Annotated in this window: 21 protein-coding genes; 9 read left to right on the forward strand and 12 right to left on the reverse strand. The window is 68.4% G+C overall.

Annotated elements, in window-relative coordinates; translation table 11 throughout:
- The first annotated feature begins 88 nt into the window (after window positions 1-88).
- From ACTHNC_RS03350 to ACTHNC_RS03370, 5 genes are read left to right on the forward strand one after another with little or no spacing between them, the layout of a single operon-like run.
- Complete coding sequence (locus ACTHNC_RS03350) at window positions 89-1,501, forward strand: aldehyde dehydrogenase family protein (RefSeq protein ID WP_440293182.1); 1,413 nt, start codon at window positions 89-91, stop codon at window positions 1,499-1,501.
- Window positions 1,498-3,009 (forward strand): D-glycero-beta-D-manno-heptose 1-phosphate adenylyltransferase, encoded by a 1,512-nt coding sequence (gene rfaE2, locus ACTHNC_RS03355; protein WP_440293183.1) that lies wholly within the window; start codon window positions 1,498-1,500, stop codon window positions 3,007-3,009. Before ACTHNC_RS03350 ends, rfaE2 begins: the two co-directional genes overlap by 4 nt.
- Window positions 3,006-3,908 (forward strand): glycosyltransferase family 2 protein, encoded by a 903-nt coding sequence (locus tag ACTHNC_RS03360; RefSeq protein WP_440293184.1) that lies wholly within the window; start codon window positions 3,006-3,008, stop codon window positions 3,906-3,908. The genes rfaE2 and ACTHNC_RS03360 overlap by 4 nt, the downstream gene beginning before the upstream one ends.
- Before the next feature lie 27 nt (window positions 3,909-3,935).
- Window positions 3,936-4,127 carry a DUF2795 domain-containing protein gene (locus tag ACTHNC_RS03365; RefSeq protein WP_440293185.1) on the forward strand — a complete coding sequence of 64 codons (192 nt, stop codon included), beginning with the start codon at window positions 3,936-3,938 and terminating at the stop codon, window positions 4,125-4,127.
- Complete coding sequence (locus ACTHNC_RS03370) at window positions 4,124-4,408, forward strand: hypothetical protein (RefSeq protein WP_440293186.1); 285 nt, start codon at window positions 4,124-4,126, stop codon at window positions 4,406-4,408. Before ACTHNC_RS03365 ends, ACTHNC_RS03370 begins: the two co-directional genes overlap by 4 nt.
- A 285-nt stretch (window positions 4,409-4,693) precedes the next feature.
- On the opposite strand, the gene ACTHNC_RS03375 is transcribed toward ACTHNC_RS03370, so the two are convergent.
- The 10 genes from ACTHNC_RS03375 to ACTHNC_RS03420 form a co-directional block, all read right to left on the reverse strand.
- Entirely contained in the window at window positions 4,694-5,128 is a 435-nt protein-coding gene (locus ACTHNC_RS03375) for a PPC domain-containing DNA-binding protein (RefSeq protein WP_440293187.1), read from the reverse strand.
- Window positions 5,128-8,241, reverse strand: a complete 3,114-nt coding sequence (locus tag ACTHNC_RS03380) for an FAD-binding and (Fe-S)-binding domain-containing protein (protein WP_440293188.1) — start codon at window positions 8,239-8,241, stop codon at window positions 5,128-5,130. Before ACTHNC_RS03380 ends, ACTHNC_RS03375 begins: the two co-directional genes overlap by 1 nt.
- Window positions 8,238-9,362: a phosphotransferase family protein gene (locus ACTHNC_RS03385; RefSeq protein ID WP_440293189.1), complete on the reverse strand. Its 1,125-nt coding sequence runs from the start codon at window positions 9,360-9,362 to the stop codon at window positions 8,238-8,240. Before ACTHNC_RS03385 ends, ACTHNC_RS03380 begins: the two co-directional genes overlap by 4 nt.
- Before the next feature lie 30 nt (window positions 9,363-9,392).
- A complete protein-coding gene (locus ACTHNC_RS03390) occupies window positions 9,393-10,040 on the reverse strand; it encodes a hypothetical protein (protein ID WP_440293190.1) in 648 nt (215 codons plus the stop codon).
- Entirely contained in the window at window positions 10,037-10,528 is a 492-nt protein-coding gene (locus ACTHNC_RS03395; protein WP_440293191.1) for a hypothetical protein, read from the reverse strand. The genes ACTHNC_RS03390 and ACTHNC_RS03395 overlap by 4 nt, the downstream gene beginning before the upstream one ends.
- Before the next feature lie 87 nt (window positions 10,529-10,615).
- Window positions 10,616-12,169, reverse strand: coding sequence for an FAD-dependent oxidoreductase (locus ACTHNC_RS03400; protein ID WP_440293192.1), 1,554 nt, complete (start codon window positions 12,167-12,169; stop codon window positions 10,616-10,618).
- Window positions 12,170-12,182: 13 nt separating this feature from the next.
- Entirely contained in the window at window positions 12,183-13,262 is a 1,080-nt protein-coding gene (locus tag ACTHNC_RS03405; protein ID WP_440293193.1) for a LacI family DNA-binding transcriptional regulator, read from the reverse strand.
- 204 nt (window positions 13,263-13,466) lie between these two features.
- Window positions 13,467-14,840: an ABC transporter substrate-binding protein gene (locus tag ACTHNC_RS03410; protein ID WP_440293194.1), complete on the reverse strand. Its 1,374-nt coding sequence runs from the start codon at window positions 14,838-14,840 to the stop codon at window positions 13,467-13,469.
- A gap of 65 nt (window positions 14,841-14,905) precedes the next feature.
- Entirely contained in the window at window positions 14,906-15,853 is a 948-nt protein-coding gene (locus ACTHNC_RS03415; RefSeq protein WP_440293195.1) for a carbohydrate ABC transporter permease, read from the reverse strand.
- Window positions 15,853-16,848: a carbohydrate ABC transporter permease gene (locus ACTHNC_RS03420; RefSeq protein ID WP_440293196.1), complete on the reverse strand. Its 996-nt coding sequence runs from the start codon at window positions 16,846-16,848 to the stop codon at window positions 15,853-15,855. Before ACTHNC_RS03420 ends, ACTHNC_RS03415 begins: the two co-directional genes overlap by 1 nt.
- Window positions 16,849-17,202: 354 nt before the next feature.
- Here ACTHNC_RS03420 and ACTHNC_RS03425 point away from each other — a divergent pair, with 354 nt between their 5' ends.
- On the forward strand, window positions 17,203-19,119 hold the full coding sequence (locus ACTHNC_RS03425) for a glycoside hydrolase family 15 protein (RefSeq protein ID WP_440293197.1): 1,917 nt from the start codon (window positions 17,203-17,205) through the stop codon (window positions 19,117-19,119).
- A gap of 26 nt (window positions 19,120-19,145) precedes the next feature.
- Here ACTHNC_RS03425 and ACTHNC_RS03430 read toward each other — a convergent pair whose 3' ends face one another.
- Entirely contained in the window at window positions 19,146-19,475 is a 330-nt protein-coding gene (locus ACTHNC_RS03430; RefSeq protein ID WP_440293198.1) for a hypothetical protein, read from the reverse strand.
- Window positions 19,472-20,488, reverse strand: coding sequence for an SDR family oxidoreductase (locus ACTHNC_RS03435; RefSeq protein ID WP_440293199.1), 1,017 nt, complete (start codon window positions 20,486-20,488; stop codon window positions 19,472-19,474). Before ACTHNC_RS03435 ends, ACTHNC_RS03430 begins: the two co-directional genes overlap by 4 nt.
- A 216-nt stretch (window positions 20,489-20,704) precedes the next feature.
- On the opposite strand from ACTHNC_RS03435, the gene ctaD reads away from it, so the two are divergent.
- From ctaD to ACTHNC_RS03450, 3 genes are all read left to right on the forward strand, one after another.
- The gene (gene ctaD / locus ACTHNC_RS03440; RefSeq protein ID WP_440293200.1) at window positions 20,705-22,378 is read left to right on the forward strand and encodes an aa3-type cytochrome oxidase subunit I; all 1,674 of its coding nucleotides are present in this window, start codon (window positions 20,705-20,707) and stop codon (window positions 22,376-22,378) included.
- Window position 22,379: 1 nt separating this feature from the next.
- Window positions 22,380-22,796 carry a cytochrome c oxidase subunit 4 gene (locus tag ACTHNC_RS03445; protein ID WP_440293201.1) on the forward strand — a complete coding sequence of 139 codons (417 nt, stop codon included), beginning with the start codon at window positions 22,380-22,382 and terminating at the stop codon, window positions 22,794-22,796.
- A 123-nt stretch (window positions 22,797-22,919) separates the two neighbouring features.
- Window positions 22,920-23,573 (forward strand): DUF222 domain-containing protein (locus ACTHNC_RS03450; protein WP_440293202.1); only part of this gene is annotated, 654 nt, incomplete at its 3' end.

Here is a 23,573-nt window from a genome sequence, read left to right on the forward strand (position 1 = left end):
TCTCGGCGGGAGCGTGTGTAACGGGCAGCGGGAGTGGGTACTCAGGGAGAAGAAGCGAAAGACCGATCGAGACGAAAGAGGGTGCGACATGGCCGAACCGGTGCTGTGGCTGAGCGAGCCGGACGTGAGCGGCGAGATCAGGATCCTCGACCCGCACGACGGGTCAGCGCTGCCCGCCGTCCCGGTCGCGACCGAACAGGACGTTGCGGACGCCGTGCACAACGCCCGCCACGCGCTGCCCGGCTGGAGGGCCACCCCCATCGCCGACCGAGGGGCCGCACTGCACCGCATCGCCCGCGCTCTGGGCGAGCGCGCCGAAGCGATCGCGGAGCTCAACCACCGCGAGACCGGTCGCCCGACGAGCGAGGCGCTCGCCGGCGTGATGGCCGGCGTCGCCGGACTCGAGCAGTACGCGGAATACGCTCCGCTGCACCGGGCGAGCAGCCTGAACGGTCCATCCGACGCACTCGATCTCGAACGCCGCGAACCGCGCGGGGTGGCCGCGATCGTGACGCCGTGGAACGACCCGGTCGCCGTGGCGTGCGGCCTGATCGGAGCCGCGCTCGTCATGGGCAACACGGTCGTGCACAAGCCCAGCGAACGCTGCCCCGCGACGGGCCGGATGCTCGGCGAGGTCTTCGCGGGCATCCTTCCGCGCGATGTCTTCCACACGCTGGTCGGCGGCCCGCAGCTCGGCGCCGAACTGGTCGGAGACCAGGGAGTGGATGTCGTCGCGCACGTCGGATCCACCGCGACCGGCCGTGAGATCGCGCGCCTGGTGGCGGACACCGGCGCGCACTTCATCCGGGAGAACGGCGGGAACGACGCGCTCATCGTCGACGAGAACGTCGATCCGGACTGGGCGGCCGAGCAGGCGGCCACAGGCGCGTTCACGAACTCCGGCCAGCTGTGCACCTCGGTGGAGCGCATCTATGTGACGGAGGGCGTCGCATCCGAGTTCCTCGACCGACTCGTCGAGCGCGCGAACGCGCTGAACGCACCTGGGCCGGATGCCCCGCACTCCCTCGCACCGCTGGTCGACGAGCGGCTGCGCGAGGCGGTGCACGAACAGGTGGAGGACGCGCTTTTGCGGGGCGCGACCGCGCTCACCGGGGCCGAGATCCCGTCCGGGAGCGGCTCGTACTACCCAGCGACGGTGCTGACCGGATGCTCGAACGAGCTTCGCATCATGCGCGAGGAGACGTTCGGCCCGGTCGCACCGGTGCAGGTGTGCGGGACGTTCGAGGATGCCGTGGCCGCGGCATCCGAGGACCGCTACGGGCTCGCCTGCACGGTGCTCACGCACTCCCTCGAGCACGCACTCGAAGCGGTCGACCGCATGGACGTCGGCACGGTCAAGGTGAACGGCGTCTTCGGAGGCGCCCCGGGCGGAGCGGCGCAACCGCGCCACGACAGCGGAGACGGATTCGGCTACGGCCCCGAACTGCTCGACGAGATGAGCCACGTGAAGGTCGTGCACCTGCAGGCAGGTGTGCTGTGAACGGCCGCACGCTCGAGGTGGTGCGAGCGATCGGCGAGCGCCGGCCGCGGATCGCGGTGGTCGGCGATCTCATGCTCGACGTCTGGTCGTACGGCGTCGCCGGGCGACTTGCTCGCGAGGCGCCCGCGCCCGTCGTCGAGGTGCGGGAGCGCCGGCACGCACCGGGCGGTGCAGGCAACACGGCGATGAACCTCGCGGCGCTCGGCGCCGACGTCGTCTGCTTCGGCATCGTCGGCACCGACCCCGCCGCCGGCACCCTGCTCGAGTGCCTGCGGGAGGCGGGCGTCGACACCTCGGGTGTGATCGAGCATCCGGATGCCCACACGCCCGTCAAGCACCGCATCGTGTGCGACGAGCAGGTGCTGCTGCGACTCGACGAGGCACCGTCGGAGCTGCCGGTGGATGCCATCGACCGGATGCTCGAGGCGGCGAACGCCTCCGATGCGGACGCGTTCGTGGTCGGCGACTATGGATCGAGCGCGATGGAGGCCGCGGCGGAGCGGCTGCGGCCGGGCACGAGCAACGACCGGCGCACGAGCGACGGCCGGCGCACGGGTCGCCGAGCGGCCGCGCGCTCCGGAGTCCGACCGCTCGTCGTCGTGGACGCGCACGACCTGCGTCGCTGGCGCGGCATCCGTCCCGATATCGCCACACCGAACGCGGCGGAGGCCGCCGCACTGCTGAGCGCGAGCCTTCCGGACGGCGCGGACCGGGCATCCTTCTTCAACGAGCGCTCGCGGGCCCTTCTCGAACGGTCCGGAGCCCGGGAGGTCGTCGTCACGCTCGACCGCGACGGCGCCGTGCTGCTCGGCGAAGGGCCGCATCGAACACATGCGCACCGCGTCTCGGAGAAGAACGCGAGCGGCGCCGGCGACACGTTCGTGGCCGTGCTCGCCGCCGCGTGCGCGTGCGGCGCACCGATCGCCGACGCCATGAATGCCGCCCAGAGCGCTGCGGACGTCGTGGTTCACAAGCCGGACACAGCGGTGTGCACGCTCGACGAACTCGTCGCGCGTTCCGACGGCGCCCACGGCGTGACGCTAGCGGCCGACGAGCTCGCTCGGCGCATCCGCGGGCATCGGGAGCGCGGCGACCGCGTCGTGTTCACCAATGGATGCTTCGACGTTCTGCACCGCGGACACACCACCTACCTGCGTCAGGCGAAGGAGCTCGGCGACGTGCTCGTCGTGGCGGTGAACGCGGACGAGACGGTGCGCCGGCTCAAGGGTCCTGGGCGGCCGGTGAACCCGTCACACGACCGCGCCGACGTGATCGCCGCCCTGGAGTGCGTGGACTACGTCGCCGTCTTCGCGGAGCCGACGCCGGTCGAGCTGATCGCCGCGTTGCAGCCGGATGTCTACGTCAAGGGCGGCGACTACACCGCCGAGATGCTCGAGGAGACGACGGTCGTCGAGTCGTACGGCGGCGAGGTGGTTTTCGCCGACTACGTGCCCGATCACTCGACGTCGAGCATCGTGGAGCGCATCCGGTCGGGGGTCGTGTCGTGACGGATGCGCCGATCGGCCGCGACGCCTCGATCAGCCGCCGAACCGCGGGGGCGTGGGCGCGCGAGCACGCACAGCAGACGCCTCGCGTCGACGTGCTGATCCCGACCCGCGACCGCCCGTCCGCGCTGGCCGTCACGCTGGCCGGGCTCGCCGCCCAGGACGACCCGCCGTTCGCCGTGACCATCAGCGACCAGTCCGTCTCGCCGGTCTCCGACGATGCAGCGGTGGCGGCCATGGTGCGCGTGCTGCGCGCCCAGGGCAGGCAGGTGACCGCGCTACGGCACACACCGCCACGCGGCATGGCGGAGCAGCGCCAGTTCCTGCTGATGCAGGCATCCGCGGAGCACGTGCTCTTTCTCGACGACGACGTGTGGCTCGAGCCGGGCAGCCTGCGGCGCATGTGCGATGCGCTCGAAACGCTCGGCTGCGGCTTCGTGGGCATGGCCGTGCAGGGCCTCTCGTATCTCGGCGATCACAGGCCGCACGAGCAGGCCGTGTACGAGCCGTGGGATGGTCCGGTGCAGCCGGAGCACGTCGACCGCGACTCACCGGAATTCGCACGGCACAAGCTGCACAACGCGGCGAACCTCGTCCACCTCGCCGCCGAGCTGACGCCGGATGCCCGCGACTGGCACGCCTACAAGATCGCGTGGGTGGGCGGCTGCGTTCTCTACCGCACGGCGTGCCTGCTCGAGGCGGGCGGCTTCGAGTTCTGGCGCGACCTGCCCGACGTGCACGTCGGCGAGGACGTGCTCGCGGAATGGCGCGTGATGGAGAGGTACGGAGGCGCGGGCATCCTGCCGAGCGGTGCCGTGCACCTCGAACTGCCCACGACGCTGCCGGACCGCGAGGTCGAGGCGAGCGTCGCCATCGCGAGGCGGATCCTCACCACCCCGTGAGCCACCACCACAAGGAAAGGAAAGAAGATGAACGACCTACCCAACCCGATCCAGGTGCAGAAGTTCCTCGGCGGCATCGACTACCCGGCGTCGAAGGACACGATCGTCTCGACGGCGCAGAACGAGGGCGCCGATGACAACGTGCTCGACGCGCTGCGGGGCATCCCCGACAAGGAGTACGACGGGCCGACCGCGGTGAGCGAGGCCGTCTCCGGGTGACGTCCGCTTCTGGCGACTACACCGCCGAATACCTCGACGGCCCACTGGCCGGTCGCGCCGAGTCGCGCCGGCTGGTGGACGGTCAGGTGGAGGACGACGTTCACCTTCCCGTCTCGACCGACGTCGGCACCTCGGTGGTGACGTACCACCTCGCGCAGTCCCGGCGAACGGACAGCGGCCGGCGCGCCCGCTACCGGTTCGACCGCAAGGGCAGCGAGCCGACCGCCGCGGAGAGCTGCCGTCCCAACTGGGGTGCAGAGGGCATCCGGGCCGGTCGTTGAGCGTCGTTGACCGGCCATCCGCCGACTGAACCGTACGGCAAATGCAGGACCCAGCTTCGTTTCGACTGCAGAAGTGGCGCTAAACGTTGCCCGGAAGAGCCACTTCTGCAGTCCAAACCAATGCGCGATCCCCGCAGGCTGCACGCATCCACCGCTCGCGCTCGCTGCTCTTGCCGGAGGAGTTCTCCTTCCAGCACTGCTGCAAAATGTGTATTTTGCAGCACTCCGATCACGGCAAGTCTCTGGGCCCTGCGGGCTCGCAGGACCGGAGACCAGGCCCGCGCCTCAGTCCATGCGGATCAGCGGCAGGCCCGACTCGGGGTCGACTCGCTTGCGCAGCCGCTCCTCCGTCTCGGCGAGCACGACCTCGCACGTGGGACGCACCACGGCGCGCTTCAGGTGTCCGCCGAGCGCGTCGCCGGTCGAGCGGGCGATCACCACGTGGGCGTGCACCGACGGCTCGCCCTTGTTCTCGGCCACGTCGCCGACGACCGAGACGAGTTCGACCTGCTCATCGAGCTCGACCGAGGTGCGGTACTCCTTCGCCTCCCAGTCGAACCACGCGAGCTTCACGGATGCCAGCGCACCGATCGCCGTGAAGCTCGCGCTCTCGATGCGCTCCCGCTTCACGAACTCGCCGAGCCCCTCGAACAGTTCGTCGCCCGTCTCGAAGATCACCGCGAACCGGCGCGGATCCTCCCCCACCTGCTTGTACTGCATCAGGACTTCCTTCCCGTGAGAGTGCTCATCGCCTCGACCTGCATCCGCTGCGGCACGGTGTCGCGTCGCGTTCTGCGTGGCCGGAATCCGCCCGGCAGTGCGGATGCCAGCACCTCGGCCAGGTGCAGCGCCCGGGGTGCGTCGCCGCGACGGTCATCACTCACGTCGTTCGCGCGCCAGTTCACCGACCCGAGCTGATCGGCCTGCGTGCGGCAGCTGAAGCCGTCCGCGATCACCCGCGTTCCCTTCGCCGCGTTCCGCAGCGCGGGCAGCATCGCGTGGTCGGCCACCGCGACGGACACCGGCAGGTGACCGCGCTCGAAGCCGAAGTTGCCGGCCAGGCCGCAGCATCCGTCGAGCTCGTCGAACTCGACACCGGCGTCGCGCAGGATGTCCCGCTCGGCATCGAACCCGAGCACGGCGTGCTGGTGGCAGTGCTCCTGCACGATCGCGTGCCCACCGACGTGCGGCGGCTTCCACCCGTCGGTGTCCGCCAGCAGCTCGGCGAGCGTGACGGCGCGCTCCTTCAGCAGGCGGATGTTCGCATCGCCCTCCAAAAGCTCGGGACCGTCCGAGCGGAACACGGCAAGGCAGCTGGGCTCGAGCACCACGAGCTTTTCGCCGTTCGTCAGTTCCTCCGCCAACTGCGCCGCGGTCGCCTTGAGCATGGCGCTCGCGGCGGTGAGCTGACCGGTCGAGATGAGGGTGAGACCGCAGCAGGAACGGTGGCGCGGAACGCGCACCCGGTAGCCGGCATCCGTCAGCACGGCCACCGCGGCATCGAGAACGGAGGGCTGGAAGTTGTCGCCGAACGTGTCGGCGAAGAGCACGACGTCGCCGTGCGTGCCGGGTTTCGATACGCGGCGCTGCGCGTCGCCGCTCAACCCACGGGCACTTCCGCCGGTTGAGTAGCCGGCCGAGGGCCGGCGTATCGAAACCCCGTCCGTAAAGCGCCTGCGCACGAAGCGCGGCGCCGGGCGCTCCGGCTCGAGGCCGGCCAGCCGCTTCACCAGTGCGCCGAGCACGGGAGCGTGCGCCACGGCGTTCACGAGAGGCGCGAGCGGGTGCGCGATGCGCGCCCACACGGTCAGCCAGCCCATCGAGTAGTGGCCGAGGGGGCGCATCCGTCCCGCGTAGTAGTGCGACAGGAACTCCGCCTTGTACGTGGCCATGTCGACGTCGACCGGGCAGTCGCTCTTGCAGCCCTTGCACGACAGGCAGAGGTCGAGCGCGTCCTTCACCTCCGGCGAGCGCCAGCCTTTGTCGACCGGGGTGTCCCGGTTGGTGCGGTACGTGCCCTCGACCATCTCGAACAGCAGGCGGGCGCGACCGCGGGTGGAGTGCTCTTCCTCACCGGTGGCGCGGTACGACGGGCACATCACGCCGTCCCCGTGTCCTCGGCAGTCGCCGACGCCTACGCAGCGCAGCGCGGCCGCGGCGAAGCTACCGTCGTCGTCGGGGTACGAGAAGTGCAGCTTCACGGGTTGCGGGCGTCCGGTCGGCGGTGGCGCGTATCCCTCGCCCATCCGCAGTCCCTCGGTGCGCGGCTGCGGGTCGACCATCTTGCCCGGGTTCATGCGTCCGCGCGGGTCGAAAAGGCGCTTCAGTGCTTGGAACCCCTCGATCACCCGGTCGCCGAACAGCATCGGCAGCAGGTCGGCGCGCGCCTGACCGTCTCCGTGCTCGCCGGAGAACGAGCCGCCGAAGCGCACCACGAGCTCCGCCGCCTCGTGCGTGAACCGGCGGTACTCGTCCACGCCGGCAGCGCCGGAGGCGAAGGGGAACGGGATGCGCATGTGCAGGCATCCGTGCCCGAAATGCCCGTACCGGGCGACGGGCTCGTACCCGTAGCTGTCGAGCAGCGTGCGCAGCGCGCGCAGGTAGTCGCCGAACACGCCGGGCGGCACCGCGGAGTCCTCCCATCCGGACCACATGTCGGGAAGGCCCGGCACGTTCGTCGCAGCTCCCAAGCCCGCCTCGCGCACCCGGCGGATCGCATCCTGCTGCTCCTCGTCGTCGAACCGACGCACATCCGGCTGGATGCTCCGCTCACCGAGTGCGCGCACCATCGCGTCGGCCGTGGCATCCGCTTCGTCCTTCGTCTCGCCCGGCACCTCGACGATGAGGTATCCGTCGCCGTCGGGCAGCAGATCGAGCGCGTCGAGGTTCTTGCCCTTCGTGCGCTGGAAGCCGATCAGGGTGCCGTCGAGGCCCTCGACCGCGATCGGATCGAAGCGACCGGCGTGCGGCGCGGCATCCGCGGCATCCTCGATCGTCGGGTAGCCGAGCACCACGAACGTGCGCGCCTTCGGCACCTCGACGAGCTCGAGCTCCGCACGCAGCACGGTGACGAGCGTCGACTCGCTGCCGACCAGCAGGCCGGGCACGTCGAACCCGTTCTCGGGCAGCAGCGCGTCGAGATTGAAGCCGGAGACCCGGCGCGGGATCTTCGGAAAGTGCCGCCGCACGTCGCTGCCGTACCGGTCGATCAGCTCTCGTAGCGCCGCGTACAGCCTGCCCTTCGGGCCGCCCTCCGCGATGACCAGTTCCGGGTCGTCGTCGCGCCGCACCCACATGCGGTCGCCGTCGTAGGTGAGGATCTCCAGCGCCAGGACGTTATCAGCGGTCTTGCCGTACTTCTGTGCGGACGACCCGCACGAGTTGTTGCCGATCATGCCGCCGATGGTGCAGTGCGAGTGCGTCGCCGGCTTCGGCCCGAACATCAGGCCGAGCGGATTCACCGCGTGGTTGAGCTGGTCGAGCACGATGCCGGTCTCCACGATCGCGGTGCGGGATGCCCGGTTCACCTCGATCAGCCGGTCGCAGTACTTGGACCAGTCGATCACCACGCCCTCGTTGCACGTCTGGCCCGCCAGGCTCGTTCCGCCGCCTCGACTGAGCAGCGGCACGTCGAACCGGGAGCAGGCGAGCACCGCATCCGCGCCCGCCTCGACCGTGCGGGGCAGCACCACTCCGATCGGTACGTGTTTGTAGTTGGACGAATCGGTCGAATACGCGGCGCGCGTTCCCGCATCGAACCGCACCTCGGCATCCAGACCCTCGAGTTCGCTCATGAGCCCGCGGATGTCGAGCCCGCCGTTCGTGATGGTCACATATGCGACCCTGCCGCGAAGCTCCCCGGGGTGGAAGGGGTTGACCCGTTTTCGACCGCCCGGCGGGATGCCTGCAGCAGCAGATCGGCGAGCGCGAGCAGGTCGTCCATGGCCTGTTCGCGTGGCTCCTCCGGCAGGCTGCCGCGGCGGATCAAGCCGTCGTGCTCGATCGCGTGGGCGAGGTCGGCGAGCAGCTTCCAGCGCAGCGCGGCCGAGGCGTCGAGCCCGAGACGCACCTCGCCGAGCGTGATCGAGCGGTCTTCCTCGCGCGCGCCGTGCCAGTACGCCTCGACGGCGTCGTCCAGGACCTCGGTGACGACGGATGCCATCGCATCGCCGCGGCGCACCGACGAGAACAGCAGAGAGGCGAGGTCCGCGCCGACAGGCCCCGGCCCGACGGACTCCCAGTCGATGAGCACGGTCTCACCGGAGACGACGAACACGTTCGCGCCGACGGCGTCGTGGTGGCACAGCGTGTGCGGCAGCGCTTCGAGGATGCCCCGCACTCGCGGCTGCGCCTCGATCAGTCGTCGACCGGCCGGCAGCCGGTCACCGAGCCGGGCGACCACCGCCGGATGCTGCGTCGCAAGCGTCGCGCGCCCGGCATCCATCGCCTGCGGCTGGCTGTGGCGATCGATCCACCCGGTGAACAGCCATGGCTCGCCTGGCACTCGGCCGCGCCAGCGCCCGGCGAGAGTGCCGAGATCGTGAGCGGCGGTCAGCAGGGATTCCGAGTCGAGCGGACGCCTGCCGTCGTGGACGACCTCCTCCAGCAAGAGCGTGAGCCGCCCGTCCTCCGCTGCCGCCGATCCGTGGACGCGAGGCGCACGCACCGCCGGCGCGAGGTCATCCAGCAGCCCGGACGCGTAGGCGTCGAACTCCCGCACCCCGTTGTCCAGCAGATACGGCTGGGCCAGGTGCGGTCCCTCGGTGGTCTTCTCGATGAGCGACCATGGCACCCGCTTGCCGTCGACCAGTGCCCGCCCGCGGAGTCTGTGCACCTCCCGGTGCGCGAGGAACGCGTCGTACTCGAGCTCCTCGCGGTACACGTCGTCGAGCCCGTCGATCCCGCGCCCCAGCGCCGAGGCCACGGCCGACTGCAGAAGCGCGTCCCGACTCACCGGGTCGAGCTTAGGCGTTGCTCGAGAGACTCATGCGCCGCGGACCACGAACGAACCGGGAGGCGTCGGCACCCCGGAGTGGTGGCTGCCCGCCACGCCGTGCGCCGCCGTGTGCGGCTCCTTCTGCTCGCACAGCTTGCCGCAGTACGGACAGATGTAGCCGTCGCCCATTCGAGCCTCGCCCTTCAGCGCGTACTCGAGCACGCCGTCGAACGCGTCGTTCCCCGGCGCGCCGTCCGGGTCCTCCGCCCACCTGGTGAACGCGAACTCGACGTACGCGGGCCGCGCCAACGAGGGAAGTGGAACGCGCATCCGCTCGAATGGATGCCCGTCGTCGTCCAGGGGCACCCAGAGCTTCTCCGGTGCCGGGCCGAAGAGCGAGCCAGGGACATCCACCCGCGCCCTGCGGTGGTCGCCTCGCACGTGCAGCGTGTGCCCGCCGCGGATCATGTCGCGCGGCAGCGCCTGATACAGCTCCTGCACGCCGTACGTGATCGCGCCACGACGGAGTCTGGCGAACCCCTCCTGCGTGTCGTCGCCCATGACGACGAAGTCCGGACACACCGGTCGGCGCAGCACGATGGCGGTACCGCCGGAGGGCGACTCGGAGAGGAGCAGCAGGATGGCCGTGGCATCCAGCCGCGCGGGGTCCGGGACCTCGGCACCCTTCCCCGTCACGACGCCCTCCGTTCCGTCTCGATATCGTTCACGCGTACTCCGTACCTGCACTCGGCGTTGGACTCGGTGAGAAGGTCGAACTCGTGCCACGACGCACGGTCGAGCGACGGGATCGGGACGCGGACGCGACGGTGCGGCGACCCGCGGCCGTCCCTCGGCAGGAACACCGCGGCATCCGCTGCGCCGAACACCGACGCGGAGTGCGCGAATCGCGCGCGCACGTAACGGGTCAGGTCCACGGTCATGGCCGGCGCCGTCGACTCCGCCGGATACTCCTCGGCCAGTTCGCGGTACGGCTCGCGGAGACCGTGTGCGGCGGCGCCTCTCCGCACCCGCACGAACACCCGCGGATCGGAGAAGACCTCCAGCCGCACGGAGGACGGCGCGTTGCCCTCGACGAGCACGACGACAGGGGCGACGCCCGGCTGCGGCAGCAGCATGAGCACGCCGCCGACCGTGAACTCGGTATCGCCGGGCAACTTCTCCATGGCCCGATAGTGCATCGAGAAGCGGCGAACCCGCGCTTCCGGGCAGGGGATTGACACCCGGGCGAATCCGCCTTACGCGGCTCGCGCTCAGCGGGGCGAGAGCCGTTGCCCCGAGTCGGCGAGCCGCTCACGCAGGCGCTCGCGCGGAACATCCTGAACCGGGCATCCGGCATCCACGGCGAGCGCCGCCGCCGTTCCCGCAGCATGCCCCAGCATCATGTACTGCGGCTCCATGCGCACGGACGCGAACGCCACCGCCGACGCCGAGAGGCAGACCGGAACGATCAGGTTCGCGGCGTGCTCCCGCCGCGGAACGAGCGCGCGATACGGGATGCCGTACAGCGGCACAGGCACGGAGAGGTAGCCCTCCGTGAAGACGGTTCCGATGGGCGCCGGATGCTCATACACCCACCGCCAGATCCGCTGCACCTCGCGGATGTCGATGTGGTACGAACCGAGCGCGACGGTGTCCTCCGGGATGCGACCGGCGAGCAGATCGTGCTCGGTGAGCACGGTCTCGCCCAGCATCCTGCGCGCCTCCCGCACGTACAGCTGGTGCGGCAGGTGCCCGGTGTCGGCGAACTCACCGGCCGGCAGCCCCCAACGGGAGACCTCGCGACGTACGGATGCCGGCACCGCCGGGTCGTGCGAGAGGAAGTACAGAAACCCGCGGGTGTGACTGAGGTGGTGCTCCACGATCTCGCGGCGGCGCTCGGGCGAGGCATCCGGGTACTCCCATGCCGATCCGTCGAGCACGTTCAGCGAGACCGGTCCGAGCGAGTTGCCGTCCGCCATGCCGCCGGGAAGGTTGGGCTCGAGCCCGAGCATGCGTCCGGCGGGCCGTTCGACGCCGTTGCGCCGATCGTTCGCGAACAGCCGCCTGCCGAGCTCCCAGTACTCCTCGTCGTAGTCATCCGGTCGCTCGAACGGAATCCGATCGGCCGTCGTCGTCAAGCACACCCGGTACCCGTAGGCCATGACGCCGCCGTCGCCCGAGCCCACTGGAGCGAGCTCGGTGTCGTGCAGCTGCGGAAGGATGCCCGACTGGATGCGCCCACTCGGGTCGCCCGCGAACGGCGACACCCACGGCGGCATCGCGTGCATGCCGGGCACGAGCTCCTGGCGCCCGGCGAACCGCTCGCCGTAGAGCGACGCGTCTTCGCGGCCGACGCGGTAGGGCACGCCGGATGCCGCCATCGCGTCGCCCTCGTACGTCGCGTCGATCACGACCCCGGCCGACACGGTGAGGCCGGTCTCGAACACGAGCTCGCCGACCTCGGCGCCGTCGCGTCCCTGGCGCATGGCGATCGAGCGGAGGGACGCGCCGAACTCGACCCGCACACCGGAACGCTCGAGCCAGCGCTCGAAGATCTGCTCGGCCACGTGCGGCTCGGGGCCCGCGTAGTGCCCGACGGGCACCGCGTAGTGCTCGGCGATGTCGGCGCGAAGCCTCGCAGCCGGGCCGCCCAGCGCTCGCTCGTCGCCCACGTCGGTGTAGCCGAGGCCGCCCGACGTCATCCCGCCGAGATGCCTCCCCGGCTCGACGAGCAGGACGCTCGCGCCGGCGTCGGCCGCCGCGATGGCGGCGCACACTCCGGCCGAGGTGCCGCCGTACACGAGAACGTCGATCGATTCGGGCATCGCGAGCCCGTCCTCAATGCGCAGCGGTCGCTGCTGCATTGCGAGCGCGCGGCTGCGCATCCAGCACGCGGGGCGCCGCCGTCGATCCGCGGGGCCGTACCTGAGCGTCGAGCACGACGACCTCCGGGTCACCCGCCGGGTCCACAAGTCGCTCCAGCAGACGGCCGAGCGCCGTCTCGCCGAGAGCAACCGCATCCTGGGCGACCGCGGTGATGCCCGGGCTCACCATGCTCATCCACTCGGAGTCGTCGAACGAGACGATGCTGACATCCTCCGGAATCCGCATGCCGAGGTCGTTCATCGCCCGCCACACGCCCTCGGCGAGGAGGTTGTTCGCGGCGAAGATCGCGGTCGGATGATCGCGACGAGCCAGCATGTCGACCGCCGATTTGCGCGCGGCCTCCGCGTCCCATCCGCCCGACACGATGAGTGCGGGGTCGACGTCGACGCCCGATCCCTCGAGCGAGGCCCGGTATCCGGCGGCGCGCTCGCCGCCCGTCGTCCACGTGGTCTCGTCGATGAAGAGGGCGATGCGCCGATGGCCGAGGTCGATGAGATGGTCGGTCATGCGGCGAGCGGCGCCCGCGTTGTCGATGACGACGGCGTCGCACCGTCCGGCGGAGAACTGCCGGTCCGCCTCGACGACGGGGATGCGCTGTCGAACGAGATAGTCGGAGACGTCGCCGGAGAGCGGGGTGACGATGACGCCGGCCACGCGGGTGGCGACGAAGGCGCGTGCGGCATCCATCTCGGCCTCGGTCGAGCCCTGATCGTCGACGAGCATCATCGTGTAGCCCTCGCGGCGTGCCCTGGCGGCGATGCCCGCGGCCAGGTCGGCGTAGAACGCGTTGCGCAGGTCGGAGACGAGGACGCCGACGGTGCGGCTGTCCTTCTTGCGCAGGCTGCGGGCCATCGCGTGCGGAACGTAGCCGAGCGAGTCCGCCGCCGCCAGCACGCGCTCGCGCACATCGGAGGCGACGTAGCCCTCACCGCTCAGCGCACGGGAAGTCGTGGACTGGGAGACACCGGCCGCGAGCGCGACGTCTTTGAGTGTCGCCCTGCGTGGGGTTCCATCGCCCTCGTTCTCGATCATGGCATCCTTCCCACGCGCACCATGCGCCGCAGCGTGACGGCGGAACAACACTAGCCTCGACGTCCCGCGGTCTCCCGGCTCGTCGTGGCAACGTAGCGAAGGCAACCCCCACGAACCCGCTACAGAAATCGGCATCCGCGCCTGCTTTTTGCTGTAGCGGATGCCGATTTCTGTAGCCGATGCCGCATTCGATGACCGGCGCGGCTAACCGCCCTTGACCGCGCTGTTGTATGCCCGCAGAGACGCCGCCTGCGCCGACTTCAGCGCGTCGGTCGCGCTCTTCTGACCGAGCAGCACAGCCGTCATCGCGTTCGACAGCTCCTGGTTGATCGTCTGCCCGGCAGGGCTGGATCCGAACGTCTTGCCGTAGTCGAGCACCTTGTAATAGGTCTGGATGACCTGGTCGAAGTCGGAGTTGCCCGACGGCTTGACGTACTGCTTGCGGATCGCCTGGTCCGCCTGCGGCGAGCCGGTGAAGAGGCCGGTGTTGATGCCGTGGTTCTTCGCCAGGGTCGCAACGCGGGCCTTCTCGGCCGCGATCCACGAGTCGTAGTTCGTGATCTCATCCATCCACGCGCACGCCGCGACGGGGTTCTTGGCCCCCTTCGGAATCGCGAACGAGGTGCCGCTCGCCACCGAGAACGGCTTGCCGTTGGACGCCATGAACGGCACCGCGCGCACGTCGATCTTGTCGAGGTACGGCGAGATCACGTTCGGGTACCACTGGGCGTCCACCTGGGAGCCGACCTGGTTCTCGACGAACTGGTTGTTGTTGCCGAACGAGTTGAACGAGCCGGTGAAGCTCTCAACCTTCGCGTACCCGCCCTGGGCATCCATGATCTTCTTCAGCAGGTCGAGACCGGCGACGTTCTTGGGGTTGTCGAGGGTCGGCTTGCCGTTGGAGTCGTTGAGCTGGCCGCCCATCCCGAGGATCCACAGGCCGATGTTGCCGGGCACGTTCGGGTCGAGCCCGAGCGTCGAGGGGTTCCCACCGGATGCCTTGTACATCTTCTGAATGGCGGTGATGAGCTCGTCGGGCTTCGAGGTGTTGATCTGGTCCTCGGTGACCCCGGCCGCCTTCATGACCTTCACGTTCACGAGGATCGCCGGCGGCTGGTAGAACTGCGGCGTCGCCCAGATCTGCCCCTTGTACCTGACGTCGTCGACGACGTAGGGATACCACCGCTTGTCGGGGTTGATCTTGCGTGCCGAGAAGCACTTGTCCAACGGCTGGATGAGCCCCTGGGCTGCGTACTGCGTCACGGATGTGCGGTCGAGCTGCACGATGTCGGGAACGTTCCCGCTCGCGAGCCTCGTGGTGAACTTCTGGGCATCGAACGGCGTGCCGTCGATCTTGATCGTCACGCCTTTCAGTTGTGCCGCCGCGTAGGCCAGGCGCGCCTTGCCGACGTCGTCAGCATTGTTGAACGACCAGGAGGTGAGCGTTCCGCTCGGCTTGGCGCTGTAGTCGGTGTTCGAACCGGATTTGTTGTTGTTCCCGCCGCCGCTGGTACACGCGGTGAGAGACAGCACTGCGACCGCGCCAATGGCCAGCAGTCCGATCAGCTTCTTGCGCATTTCATTCCTTTCTTGACCGGGGCCCGGCCTTTTCCGCTCCACTGCGGGAGAAATGTGTGAACTGTTCAGCCCTTGCGACCCGTCGTGGCGATGCCCTCGACGAAGTAGCGCTGCCCGAACGCGAACAGGATGAGCATGGGGAGTGTCACCACGAGCGACGCCACCATGACGTACTGGTAGTCGCCGTGACCGCCGGACGCCGGATTGAACATCGCCATGGCGTACGAGATGCCGAGAGGCGCCGTGTAGCCGGACGGCGATCCGGCGTTCAGGTAGATCAGCGCTCCCTGGAAGTTGTTCCAGCTGGCTTGGAACTCGAAGATCAGCACGATGATGAACGACGGGATCGACAACGGCATGGCGATGCGCCAGAACATGCCCCAGTAGCTCGTGCCGTCGAGCCGGGCCGCCTCGAAGAGCTCGCGCGGCAGGCCCAAGAAGAACTGGCGTTGCAAGAAGATGTAGAACGCGGATCCGAAGAGATTGGCGCCCCACAGCGGTACCCAGGTGCCGAGCAGTCCGACATCCTTCCAGATGAGGTAGATCGGGATCATCGTCACCGCGCCCGGCAGCATCATCGTCGCCAGCACGAGGCCGAAGAGCACGCCGCGTCCAGGGAACTTGAAGTACGCGAACCCGAACGCGACGATCGAGCTGGAGACGGCAACGGTCACTGCCGCCAGGATGGCGATCGCGAGGCTGTTGAAGATCCAGCTGAGAAGCGGCAGCTGGTTCCAGACCTCCACATAGTTCTGGGGCTGCCAGACGTTCGGGATGAGGTTGTTGTCGAACACCTCGCCGCGGGGCTTCAGGCTGGCCGAGATCAGCCACGCGAACGGGTACAGGAATAGCAGAACCAGCGCGATGGCGACGAGCACCAGGATGAGACGGCCGATGAACGTCTGCGGCGTGCGGAACCACGCGGGGCGCCGCTTTCGTGGCGGCCGCTGCACGGGGATGGATGCCTCGGGGAGGCTCGGGGGGATGCCCGGTGTCTGTTGCTGGATCGACATCAGCGGTCTCCCTCGTAGTAGACGAACCGGTTGCCGACCTTCACCTGGATGACCGTGATGATCATGATGATCACGAACATCAGCCACGCCATGGCGGCGGCGAATCCGAAATTGAACTGCTGGAACGCCTGCTGGAAGATGTAGATCGCGTAGAAGAGCGCGGAGTCCGACGAGCTCTGACTCTGGTTGTTCCAGAACAGGACGTACGCCTGGTCGAAGACCTGGAACGCGGCGATCGACAGCACGATGACGTTGAAGAACAGCGCGCCGGAGATCATCGGCAGCGTGATGCGGAAGAACTTGCGGAAGGCGCCCGCGCCGTCGATCGACGCGACCTCGTAGAGCTCGGTCGGAACGCTCTTCAGCGCGGCCAGGAAGATCACCATCGTTCCGCCGACGCCCCAGAGCGTCATGATCACGATGCTCGGCTTGATCCACGCCGGATCGACGAGCCACTGCGGCCCCTGGATGCCGAACAGCGCGAGGAACTTGTTGACGGCACCGGTGTTGCCGTTGAGCAGCAGGAAGAAGACGGTGGCCGTCGCGACGGCCGGGGTCATCTTGGGCAGGTAGTACACCGTGCGCAGAAAACCCTTGGCGCGCGTCATCTTGTCCAGGAGCATCGCGAGGAGCAGCGCGACGATGATCTCAGCAGGGACGGCGAGCACGGCGTAGAAGAGCGTGTTGCCGAGAGACATGGCGACCTTGGGGTCCTGCAACAACTCGGCGTAGTTGTCGATCCCGGCCGGCGTCGCCACGTTCGTGGCGAGGCTGTAGTTGCTGAACGAGATGTACAGGCTGTAGACCATCGAGAACGCGGTGAAGATCAAGAACCCGATGATCCAGGGCGAGATGAAGAGGTAGCCCGCGATCGCCTCGCGCTTGTTGTAGTGCTGCTTGAAACCGGGCTTGCGGCCGCGACGACGACCGCGGCGTTCGCCGTCGATGTCCGCGGTGGTGATCACCTCAGTCGCGGTCGCGGGTCTGAAGCTCATGGTGCTGTCCTTGTGGGCGGAGCGCTGCACATGAGGAGTACCTCCAGCGTGTGTGATGTGGCATCGTTACCACAAAATGACTATAGGGCGAGGATCGCGGGTTTGGCAACAACTTGTCAATCCCTTGAAAACCGCCCGGACGGCGGTGCATGTGCGCTCAAGCAGGGCCGTCGGCGCCCCACGACATGGTGTCAGTGGAAACGTTGCCAGATCGGGGCCGCAGGAGGCAACACGCGACGCGCCGAGACGCCCCGTCTCATCCCTCGCAAGCGCCGTGCTCATCCCTCGCAAGCGCCGTGTCAACCACCCCGCCTCGCCTTGCCCGCCCTGACGCACGCGCGTATTTCTGAGTTCATGGCGTTAGGGATCGAGGACTACGGGCTCATCAGCGACTGCTACTCGGCGGCGCTGGTCGGACGCGACGGGAGCATCGACTGGTTGTGCCTTCCGCACTACGACTCTCCTTCGATGTTCGGCGCCCTGCTCGGCACGGAGGAACAGGGCAGATGGCTGCTTGCTCCGGCCGAGCCGCGAGCCACCTCGGCCAGGCACTACGACGGCGAGACCACGGTCCTCGTCACCCGCTGGCTGACCAGCGAGGGAGAGGTGGAGGTCACCGACTTCATGCCGGCCGCGGATGACAGAGCCACCGTCATCCGCCGGGTCCGCGGCATCTCCGGCACGGTCCGCATGCACGTGGCGATCCGCATCCGGTTCGGGTACGCGGATGCGCTGCCCTGGGTGCGGCTGCAGAAGGAGGGCACAGAGAACGTTCTGCTGGCCGTCGCCGGCGGCGATTCCGCCGTGGTCCGCGGCCTGGAGCTCGAGGCGGACGGGAACTCCCATGTCGCCGACTTCACCGTGGCGGAGGGCGAGGTGGTGGACATGAGCCTGTCGTGGTTCGCCTCGCACACCTCTCCTCCCGAGCCCCCGAAGGTGGACGCGCTGCTGAAGGGCACCAAGAAGTGGTGGACCGAGTGGGCGGAGCGCTGTCAGTACGAGGGGCCGTACCGGGAGGCGGTCGTTCGTTCCCTGATCACGCTGCGCGCGCTCACCTTCACGGAAACGGGCGGCATCGTCGCCGCAGCGACGACGAGCCTGCCGGAGGAGTTCGGCGGCGAGCGCAACTGGGACTACCGGTTCGTGTGGCTGAGGGACGCATCCATGACGATCTCCGTTCTGCTGCGCCACGGCTACGTCGGAGCCGTCGATCACTGGCGCAACTGGCTCTTGCGTGCGGTCGCGGGAGACCCGGCCGACGTGCAGATCATGTACGGGCTGAAGGGCGAGCGCTACCTGGGCGAGCGTGAGCTGCCGAGCCTGCCCGGCTACCAGGGCTCCTCGCCGGTGCGGGTGGGCAACGCCGCGTACAAGCAGTTCCAGGCGGATGTCGTCGGCGAGGTCATGCTCGCCCTGCAGGAGGCGAGGCAGGCCGGCATCAAGGAGACGGAGTTCTCCTGGGAGCTGCAGAAGGCGCTGGTCACGTTCCTGGAGAAGCACGGCGATCGGCCCGACAGCGGGATGTGGGAGATCCGCGGCCGGCCGCGATACTTCACGCAGTCCCGCGCGATGGTCTGGGCGGCGTACGAGTGCGCGGCTCGCGGGGTGCGCGACTTCGGCCTGGACGGCCCCGTCGAGCATTGGGAGGAGTTGCGCGACCAGACGCGGCGCGACATCGAGACGAAGGGGTACGACGCGAAGAAGAAGACATACACCCAGTACTTCGGCACGAGCGAGGTGGACTCCTCCCTGCTGCAGCTGCCCCAGATCGGCTACTGCGCGCCCGACGACCCGAAGATGCTCGGAACGGTCGCGGCGATCGAGAAGGACCTGATGCACAACGGCCTGCCGTTGCGCTACCGCACGAAGAAGAGCGTCGACGGTCTGCCGCCAGGCGAGCATCCGTTTCTGGCCTGCTCCTTCTGGCTCGTCGAGCAGTACGCCCGGTCGGGCAGGCTCGCGGATGCCCACGAGCTGATGAGCAGGCTGCTCGGCTACGCGAACGACCTCGGCCTGCTCAGCGAGGAGTACGACCCCGTCGTGCACCGTCAGGTCGGCAACACCCCGCAGGCGCTGACCCACCTCACACTCGTGCGCGCAGCGGAGGCGATCGCGAAGGCGAGCGAGCCGGAAGCCCCCTCACCGCAACGCGTGGGCAAGCCGAAGTCGAAGTCGACATCCGGATCGAGGTCGAAGTCCGGCACTCAGCGCAAGGCCGTGAAGAAGGGCAAGGGCACCTCGGGGTCGAAGGTCGAGCGCAAGTCGAAGTGAACGGGCCGCCGCCCCGGTGGCCCCGCTCAGTCGCGCGTCTCGAACCGGTACTCGCACACGGCGAAGAGGAAGGCGATGGCCGCCGTGGTGAGTGCGGCACGCCGGTGCTTGGCGTCGAAGACCGCGAGCAGCAGCATGCTGGCGCAGTGCAGGAGGTCCACGTCGGCGCCGAGCACGTGGATGCCCGAACCCGCTTTCGACGTGAGCCCCGCCTGCACGAGGTGCCGCACACCGAGCACCCGGGCGACCACGACCTCCGTCGTCGCGGGCTTACGCCACAGCAGCAACCGCGCGACCAGGGATGGCGCGACGAGCTCCGCGCTGCCGAGGGCCGCGCGCGCCGCCTCGAGCCTCATTTCACGGCCTTGCGCGCGAGGGCGGTAATGGCGGTGACCACGCCTAGAGCCAGCGCGCCCAGGGCCGCGACCGTGCCGTGGTGCTGGGATGCCCACAGCTGAACGCTGCTGGACGACGAACGGCTGTCGAAGATTCCGTGGGTGCCGAAGTCCTTCTCCGAGTCGGCCGGCTCCCACAGGTTCACCGGCTGGTCCGGGTCGCGGGGCTCGGGCGTCTGCTGCGACTTGTACCCGGTCTTGGCGAGATAGCGATCGCCGAGTCCCGCGGCGAACTTGTTCCCGATCAGCGTGATCGCCGTGCTTCCGCCCACCCAGTACTCGCGCCGATGCGGATGCTCCGCCGCGAACACGACCGCACGCCCGGCGAGCTCGGGCTGGTAGATCGGCGGCACCGGCTGGGCATGATTCGGGAGCCGGGAGAGCACCCACGAGAACTGCGGGGTGTTCACGGCCGGCATCTGCACCATCGTGTTGTGGATGTTGCTGTGCTCGTGCAGCAACTCGCAGCGCAGTGACTCGTTGAAGCCCTGGATGGCGTGCTTCGCGCCGCAGTACGCACTCTGCAGTGGGATGCCACGGTAGGCAAGTGCCGAGCCCACCTGCACGATGGTTCCCCGGTCGCGTTGTCGCATGTGCTTCAGCGCGGCCATCGTTCCGTACACGAAGCCGAGGTAGGCGACCTCGGTGACGCGCTTGTATTCATCCGGAGCTATCTCGTGGAACGGAGCGAAGACGGACGTGAAGGCGTCGTTCACCCACACATCGATCGTACCGAGTTCCCGTTCGACCCGGTCTGCTGCCGCGTGCACGGCGTCGGAATCGGACATGTCGACATCGATCGTGATCGCCCTGCCGCCGGCCGACTCGACCTCGTGGGCGGCCCCCGCGAGTCCGGCCTCCCCGCGGGCGAGAAGCGCCACGGTGTCACCGTGGCGGCCGAACTCGATCGCGGAGGCCCGGCCGATTCCTCCGCTGGCTCCTGTGACGACGACGATGCGTGATGAAGAGGTCATGGATCCCGTCTACTCCGGTCCGAGATCCGCTCCTACGGGTTGACGTCGTCCGGCGTGGATCGCAACACGGCGCAACGCCGGGAGGGTAACCCCTGAGCGGCCGACTGTCAGCCCCTTCGGGCCGCTCTCGTGCCTCTTTAGCGTGGCTCCGTCGGTGATGGAGGCCTCGTGGTTGCGGTTGATACGGAAGAACGCGCGTTGGGTGCGACGAAATCGATGCGCCACAAGGGGAACGTGCTCGTCTCCTGGCTGACCGCGACCGACCACAAGGTGATCGCGTACCTCTACCTCGTCACCACGTTCGTGTACTTCTGCATCGGCGGCGTGATGGCCCTCATCATCCGGGCGCAGCTCTTCGCCCCGGGCCTGCAAGTCGTGCAAACGCGCGAGCAGTACAACGAGCTCTTCACGATGCACGGCACGATCATGCTGCTGCTCTTCGCGACCCCGCTCTTCGCCGGATTCACCAACATGATCATGCCGCTGCAGATCGGAGCACCGGATGTCGCGTTCCCCCGCCTGAACGCCTTCTCGTTCTGGACGTACTTCTTCGGCGCCGCGATGACCGTCGGGGGGTTCCTGACTCCCAGCGGTGCGGCCTCGTTCGGATGGTTCGCCTACCAGCCACTGGCATCCGCCACATTCACGCCCGGGTACGGCGGCACCCTGTGGATCTTCGGGCTCACGCTGGCGGGCTTCGGCACCATTCTCGGCGCGGTGAACTTCATCACCACGATCGTCACCATGCGTGCCCCCGGAATGACGATGTTCCGGATGCCGATCTTCACCTGGAACGCGCTCGTCACCTCGATCCTGGTGCTGATGGCGTTCCCGGTGCTGGCGGCGGCGTTGCTCGCGGCCGGGGCGGACCGCCTCCTGGGCGCACACCTCTTCGACGCGGCGAACGGTGGCGCCATCATGTGGCAGCACCTGTTCTGGTTCTTCGGGCATCCCGAGGTGTACATCATCGCGCTGCCGTTCTTCGGCATCGTCACAGAGGTGTTCCCTGTCTTCAGCCGAAAACCCGTCTTCGGCTACAAGAGCCTCGTCTATGCGACCATCGCGATCGCGGCGCTCTCCGTCACCGTGTGGGCGCACCACATGTACGTCACCGGGATGGTGCTGCTGCCCTTCTTCTCCCTGATGACGATGCTCATAGCGGTGCCGACCGGCGTGAAGATCTTCAACTGGATCGGCACGATGTGGCAGGGATCGCTCACCTTCGAATCCCCCATGCTGTGGGCGATCGGCTTTCTCATCACGTTCACGTTCGGCGGCCTCACCGGTGTGATCCTCGCCTCGCCGCCCCTGGACTTCCACGTCTCCGACTCGTACTTCGTCGTCGCGCACTTCCACTACGTGGTGTTCGGCACCGTCGTCTTCGCGATGTTCTCCGGCTTCTATTACTGGTGGCCGAAGATGACCGGCAGGATGCTCAACGATCGGCTGGGCAAGTGGCACTTCTGGTTGCTGTTCATCGGCTTCCACACCACGTTCCTCATCCAGCACTGGCTAGGGGTGGTCGGCATGCCGCGGAGGTACTACACGTACCTGCCGTCGGACGGCTTCACCTGGATGAACCAGATCTCGACCATCGGGGCGGGCATCCTCGCCATCTCGATGATCCCGTTCTTCCTGAACGTGTACATCACGGCGCGATACGGAGCGAAGGTGACCGTGAACGACCCGTGGGGGTATGGCCGATCGTTGGAGTGGGCGACGAGTTGCCCACCGCCGCGGCATAACTTCACGTCGATTCCGCGCATCCGCAGCGAGTCCCCGGCCTTCGACCTGAACCATCCAGAGGTCGGGTTGCCGATCGGGGTAGGGCCGGGGGTGGACTCGGCGGATACGCCCACCGCCGACCTCGCGACCGGGAAGGTCGAGTGAGATGAAGGTCAACGCGCTTCTGTTCTGGGGTCTCGCCGCGTACTTCTTCATCGTCGGCAACGTCTACGCCGGATGGGGACTTCTCGCCCAGGGGCACATCGACTGGGCGGGAGGAACGCCGCTCGGTCTCTGTGCGCTTCTTTCCGCGATGATCGCGTTCTTCCTGCACCGCACCCGCCGGTCCCAGGGCGGCGAGCTGCCGGAGGACCAACGCGAGGCCACGGTCGACGAAGGGGACCCGGAGATGGGTCACTTCAGCCCGTGGAGCTGGTGGCCGTTCGCTCTCGCGGCGGCCTGCTTTCTCGGCTTCCTGGGCTTCGTCGTGGGCGTCTGGCTCGTCTTCATCGGCGCGGGATTCGCGGCAGTGTGCCTGGTGGGGTGGGTGTACGAGTACTACCGCGGGTTCTTCGCTCGGTGACGGCGACTCCGGGCTGCTTTGTCTTTCCGTCCACAGGCGTCTGTTCTGCACAGCTGCCCACAGGGGAAAGTGCTGGTCAGGATGCGATTCGGAATGTCGGTGGGTGGTGTTTGACTTGCCTACATGAACACCCCGAACACACCGACCGCCGACACCGCGGCGACACTGTCGGATGCGTTCGACGCGCTCGCCGCAGCGCTGGACGGTGTGCTCCCCGCCGGTGAGGTGCGCGGCCTGAGCGATCAGGCGCTGCTGGAGGCGACGCGGGCGGTGGAGGTGCTGGGTCGTCGGGTGGACGCGTTGCGGGCGCACTGCGCCGGAGAAGTCGCCGAACGCTCCCCGAAAGGGTTGGGTGCGGAACGACTCTCCGCTCGCAACGGGTGCCGCACACCCGCTGAGTTGACGGCACGGCTCACCGGCGTTACGGAGGGAACCGCGGCCCGACGTGCCACGCTCGGTCAGGCGGTGACCGTGCGCGGGTCGCTCACCGGTGGCCTGCTGCCACCGAAGTTCCCTGCCGTCGCGCACGCGGTCGCCGCCGGTGACCTCGGTGAGGACGCCGCCCGCATCATCATCACCACCTTGACCGGTATCGAGCATCGGGCCGACCCCGCCGACTGGGCCACCGCAGAAGCCGAACTTGTCGCGTCGGCGGTGGGCGGGTTCACCGCCGACCAAACCCGCGTGCAAGCCATGGTGTGGAAGATCGCCCTAGACCCCGACGGGGTCGAGACCGATGCGGAAGAAGCCATGCGGCACCGCGGACTCACCCGCCTC

Source organism: Humibacter sp. (genome assembly GCF_051954055.1).
Classification (GTDB): Bacteria; Actinomycetota; Actinomycetes; order Actinomycetales; family Microbacteriaceae; genus Humibacter.